General features: G+C 60.4%; 5 protein-coding genes. 4 read left to right on the top strand and 1 reads right to left on the bottom strand.

The features are described 5' to 3' along the window. On the top strand, positions 1 to 2059 hold a 2059-nt coding region (locus NKI85_RS37425), incomplete at its 5' end, for a GAF domain-containing sensor histidine kinase (protein WP_352780878.1). Here the strand turns inward: NKI85_RS37425 and NKI85_RS37420 are convergent. Beyond that, positions 2022 to 2414 carry a response regulator transcription factor gene (locus NKI85_RS37420; RefSeq protein ID WP_352532602.1) on the bottom strand — a complete coding sequence of 131 codons (393 nt, stop codon included), beginning with the start codon at positions 2412 to 2414 and terminating at the stop codon, positions 2022 to 2024. The genes NKI85_RS37425 and NKI85_RS37420 overlap by 38 nt on opposite strands. 346 nt (positions 2415 to 2760) lie before the next feature. On the opposite strand from NKI85_RS37420, the gene NKI85_RS37415 reads away from it, so the two are divergent. The 3 genes from NKI85_RS37415 to NKI85_RS37405 all read left to right on the top strand — a co-directional run. Then, positions 2761 to 3396 carry a response regulator transcription factor gene (locus NKI85_RS37415; RefSeq protein WP_352532600.1) on the top strand — a complete coding sequence of 212 codons (636 nt, stop codon included), beginning with the start codon at positions 2761 to 2763 and terminating at the stop codon, positions 3394 to 3396. A 238-nt stretch (positions 3397 to 3634) separates the two neighbouring features. Further along, complete coding sequence (locus tag NKI85_RS37410; protein WP_352532598.1) at positions 3635 to 4189, top strand: helix-turn-helix domain-containing protein; 555 nt, start codon at positions 3635 to 3637, stop codon at positions 4187 to 4189. 35 nt (positions 4190 to 4224) lie between these two features. Beyond that, positions 4225 to 5191 (top strand): glucoamylase family protein (locus NKI85_RS37405; protein WP_352780874.1); only part of this gene is annotated, 967 nt, incomplete at its 3' end.

Raw genomic sequence — 5191 nt, 5'->3', positions numbered from 1 at the left:
CGAGGAGCGGCAACAGCATCTGGAGGCGTTGGTAGCTCACGACAAGCAGATTGCGCTTTGGGCGAAGAACTGTTCGGAAACCTTCGCAAACCGCGCGGCACTGATAGGCGCAGAGATTGCACGCCTGGAAGGGCGCGAACTGGATGCGATGCGCCTCTACGAAGAGGCCATCAGGCTGGCTCGCGAGCACGGCTTCATCCAGAACGAGGGCTTGGCGCACGAGCTCGCCGCGCGGTTTTGCACGGCGCGCGGCTTGGAGACGATAGCTCACGCCTATCTGCGGAACGCAAGGTACTGCTATCTCCAATGGGGCGCGCTCGGCAAGGTCAAGCAACTCGAAGAACGCTACCCGCACTTGCAGGAGGAAAGGGTCCCGACCTCACGCGCCGCGACCATTGGCACGCCCGTCGCGCAAATGGACGTCGAGACGGCGATCAAGGCTTCGCAGGCCGTGTCTGGTGAGATTGTCCTCGAAAATTTGATTAAAACACTCATGGTGATCGCGGTTGAGCACGCGGGCGCTGAACGGGGCCTCCTGATCCTGCCGCGGGGTGATCAGTTATGGGTCGAGGCGGAGGCGATCACCGGTCGAGAGGATGTGACCGTGCGTCTGTTGAACGGCGCCCACACGACTGCCGGGCTGCCGGATTCGCTCGTTCGCTATGTAATGCGCACCCAGGAAACCGTAATTCTCGATGACGTATCATCGCAGAATCCATTTTCTGCCGATCTCTACATCGTTCAGCGTCCCTCCCGTTCCATTCTTTGTTTGCCATTGATCAACCAGGCCAAACTCATCGGTATTCTCTATCTTGAAAACAATCTGACGCGATACGTTTTCACTCCCGACCGCGTCACGGTCTTGAAGGTGATTGCGTCGCAAGCAGCAATCTCGCTCGTGAATTCGCGGCTTTATCGCGATCTCGAAGATCGCGAAGGGAAGATTCGGCGCCTGGTCGACTCCAACATCATCGGCGTCTTCGTCGGGGACTTCGATGGTCGGATTCTCGAGACCAACGACGCGTTTCTGCGGATCGTCGGATACGATCGCGAGGACCTCGCGGCGGGCCGCATCAACTGGAAGGATCTGACCCCCCCGGATTGGCGCGAGCGCGACGCACAATGGATCGAAGAGCACAAACGGACTGGAGTGCGGCTGCCGATCGAGCAGGAATACTTCCGGAAAGACGGCAGCCGCGTCCCCATTTTGCTGGGCTCGGCGACCTTCCAAGAGGGAGGAAACCAATCTGTCGCTTTCGTGCTCGATTTGACCGAGCGCAGGCGGGCGGAAGAGGCGCTCCGTGAATTGGAGTCAGATCTCGCCCACATGAGCCGCCTGAGCGTAATGGGGGAACTAACCGCCTCGCTGGCTCACGAAATCATGCACCCGATTGCCGCGTCGCGAAACAATGCCCTTGCGGCCCTCAATTTTCTAGGCAAGCAACCGCCAGACCTGGACGAAGTCAGGGACGCGCTTCACTCTATCGTGGGTGATGCCGATCGAGCCGGAGATATCGTCGACCGCATCCGTGATCACATCAAGAAAGCGCCTCCCCGAAAGTCCCGTTTCGATCTGAACGCGGCGATCAACGAGGTGCTTGTATTGACGCGAAGCGCATTCGCCAAGAATCGAGTCTCGGTCCAGACTCGCCTTACGGAGGCACTGTTTCCCGTCGAGGGGGATCGTGTTCAACTGCAACAAGTCGTGCTGAACCTGATCCTAAACGCGGTCGAAGCCATGAGCACGGTCGAAGCGGGGCCACGGGAGTTGTCGATCAGCACCGAGCAAACGCAGGCCGGTGGCGTTCTCGTGTCCGTGCGCGATTCGGGACCGGGCATTGATCCGGACCATATCGAGCGCGTTTTCGACGCTTTCTACACGACGAAGTCCAGCGGAGTGGGGATGGGACTGTCAATCTCCCGGTCGATCATCAAGGCCCATGGGGGCCGGCTGTGGGCCGACATGAATGCATCACATGGTGCCGTACTTCGGTTCTCCTTGCCCGGCGCAGGCAAGGAACTCACGACTTCTCGTCGCTCGGCCGACCGGACTGGATAGCCTCACCGAGACACCGTATCAGATGCCGCTCATCAAACGGCTTACGAAGGTAACAAACGACCCCATCGTTCAATGCGCGGGCCTGGTCAAGGTCGTTGGGATAGGCCGTAACGAGGATCGTTGGAATCGCATAGCCCGCCTCGATGAGATGATCATAGAGCTCGAGTCCGGTCATCGCCGGCATATTGACGTCAGCGATCAGGCAGGCGGTTTCGGCGAGACGAGGCGATGCAAGGAAATCGCCTGCCGACGGGAAGGCCGCGACGTCGTAGCCAAGCGATCTCATGAGCCTCCTCATGGATTCGCGAAAGAACTGATCGTCCTCAACGACCGAGATCAACGACGCCACCGGCATATGTGCTCCGGAAGTGCGCACAAACTGCGACGCAGGCGCTCCGACAACGCCACCGTACCCGCCTGCGATGGGTCAGCCTGCGCCCAAGAGTGAGGCTGGAGCAATACCGGTGTTCGTAAACTTTGGCTTATGCCAGGACGCGAATTCCGCAGTTGCGCGGCAGGGAGGCCACCAAGCGGATGGTAGAGCGCATAAACTTTCGTTTACACCTGCGCGCGTCCTCCTATGGAGAATGAGACTGTTCACGCCCATCGGTCGGGACTAAACTTTCGGCAGAGGAGCCACGCGAACTTTGCAGACCGAGACAAAGGCTCATTTGACCGCCCTTTGATCGTGAGCAGCAGCGATGTCGGACGCGAACCCTACCATCCTGGTCATCGACGATGATCCAGCCCTGCGAGCCTCGATCGGGCGTCTGTTGCGATCGCTCGACCTGGAGGCTCGGCTTTTTGCGTCCATCTCCGAGTTTCTCGCGTCGGACCCGCCGAATGGTCCGACTTGCATGGTGCTCGACGTAAGATTGCCGGGACGAAGCGGCCTTGATCTTCAACGTCAGCTCGCCATGGCCAACCGTGAAATCCCGATCATCTTCATCACAGGCCATGGCGATATTGCCATGTCGGTGCAGGCGATGAAGGGCGGCGCCATTGAGTTCCTTACCAAACCGTTCCGCGACCAGGAGCTCCTCGACGCCATTCAGCTCGGCCTCTCTCGCGATAGTGCCAGGCGGGAGAATGAAGAGGCACTCGTCATTCTCAGGGAGCGCTTCGCGTCGCTGAGCCCCAGGGAGCGCGAGATCATAATTGAGGTCGCGCGCGGCCGCCTCAGCAAACAGATCGCCGGCGATATCGGTATCGCCGAAGCCACGGTGAAGGTGCACCGCAGCCGTCTGATGCGGAAGATGAAGGCCCATTCGCTTGTTGCACTCAGCCGAATGGCGGAAAAGCTGCAATTGGTACCCGAGGAGCCGGAGCACCGCTGAGCCGAAGCCGCACTGGCAGCGGTGGTTCCACCCGCATTCGATCTGCCGTCCTTCGCGTGTAATCCAAAGTTCAGCACAGTGAAACCATGACGCTACTCCGCGCCACCCGCGTGCAATAGATCGCGGCATTCCAAATCATCACACTGCAATCACCGCAGCGAGACCGTGGTTTGTCGCTCCTTGAGAGACGGCACACGAAGTTCGTCTCGGCTGGCACGGATGTTTGTGAGGTTTCGATATGGAAAGGCCATACAGCGAGGCTGCAGCGGTTTCGTCTCCAACCGATCTGGAGTTCGGTTCCCTGGCAAACAGCCTGAACCTACTTCTTGAGGCTGCCAAGAGCGAGCTCGAACATGATCAGGAGGCGGCAAGGACATCGCTGGCCATCGCCTCATCCATCCTTCAGTCGGAGATGGAGCGCCGTTCAGGCGCCAAGGATTCCAGAACGGGTGGATTGGCGGGTTGGCAGATAGCGCGTGTCCGATCCTTCATCGACCGGAACCTAGACCGGACCATTCACGCGAGTGACCTCAGTGCCGTCGCGCGGCGGAGCACGGCACACTTTTCGCGCTCGTTCAAACAAGCGTTCGGAGAACCGCCGCACGCCTATATCGTGAAGCGGCGGCTCGAGGAAGCCTGTCACCTGATGCTGACCAGTTCAGCTTCGCTGAGCCAAATCGCTCTGAGCGTCGGGTTTTCTGACCAGGCACATTTGAGCAAGCTTTTCAGGCAAGCCCTTGGCCAAAGCCCATCTAACTGGCGGCGCGAGCGCGAGACCCTGTGGCGCCGCTAACCTTCACGCGCGCGGCGCTCCGAGTGGAGAGCGATTTGCTGTCCCCCGATCAAGGGCCGAACTCGCACGGGCTCGGCCGCGGGGACGCGCACGTCCCTGCGGTCGCGATCGAAACGCTGCCCAGAATCTACGTCGGCCGCAAGCACGGCGCTCCTCGCTCGGACGCGTGTTCGGACGTGCTCCTCGACACCGTGCAGCGACAGACGCTCCGATATTTCTGGGATTTTGGCCATCCGACGAGCGGCCTCGCGCGAGAGCGCAGCAACGCGACACCCCATGTCGTCACGACCGGCGGGTCCGGCTTCGGCATCATGGCGATCCTTGCTGGCGTCGAGCGCGGGTGGATCGCGCGGCAAGCTGCCCTCGACCGCCTGATCACAATGGTGTGCTTTCTCGGCGAGGCCGAGCGCCACCACGGCGCCTTTCCTCACTGGATGGATGGCGATAGCGGCCGAACCATTCCGTTTAGTCAATACGATGACGGTGGCGACATCGTCGAGACGGCATATTTGATGGCGGGGCTGCTTTCGGCGCGGCAGTATTTCGGAGGTCCGAAAGCCAAGGAGCGCATCTTGCGCAGCCTCATCGATACGCTTTGGCGGGACGTCGAATGGGACTGGTTCACCCGCGGCTCTGACTCGCTCTTTTGGCATTGGAGCCCGGTGCACGGATGGGCGATGGACCACGCGATCAACGGCTGGAACGAATGCCTGATTGCATTCGTCCTCGCCGCCTCCGCCCCACACCACCCGATCGAGCCGAGTGTCTACCACTGCGGCTGGGCGACCGGCCAGGCCTTCGCTAACGGGCGAAGCTTCCATGGCATATCACTCCCCCTTGGACCCGATCATGGCGGCCCCCTCTTCTTCGCGCACTATTCATTCCTCGGACTCGACCCCAGGCGGCTTCGTGACCGCTACGCCGACTATTGGTGCCAGAACGTCGCCTTCACGCGCATCAACCAGGCGCATTGCATCCGCAATCCCGAGAAATTCGACGGCT

The sequence above is a fragment of the Mesorhizobium sp. M0571 genome (assembly GCF_040320985.1).
Classification (GTDB): domain Bacteria; phylum Pseudomonadota; class Alphaproteobacteria; order Rhizobiales; family Rhizobiaceae; genus Mesorhizobium.
The sequence above is the reverse complement of the archived record's forward strand: the minus strand, read 5'-3'. Positions and strand labels throughout refer to the sequence as shown.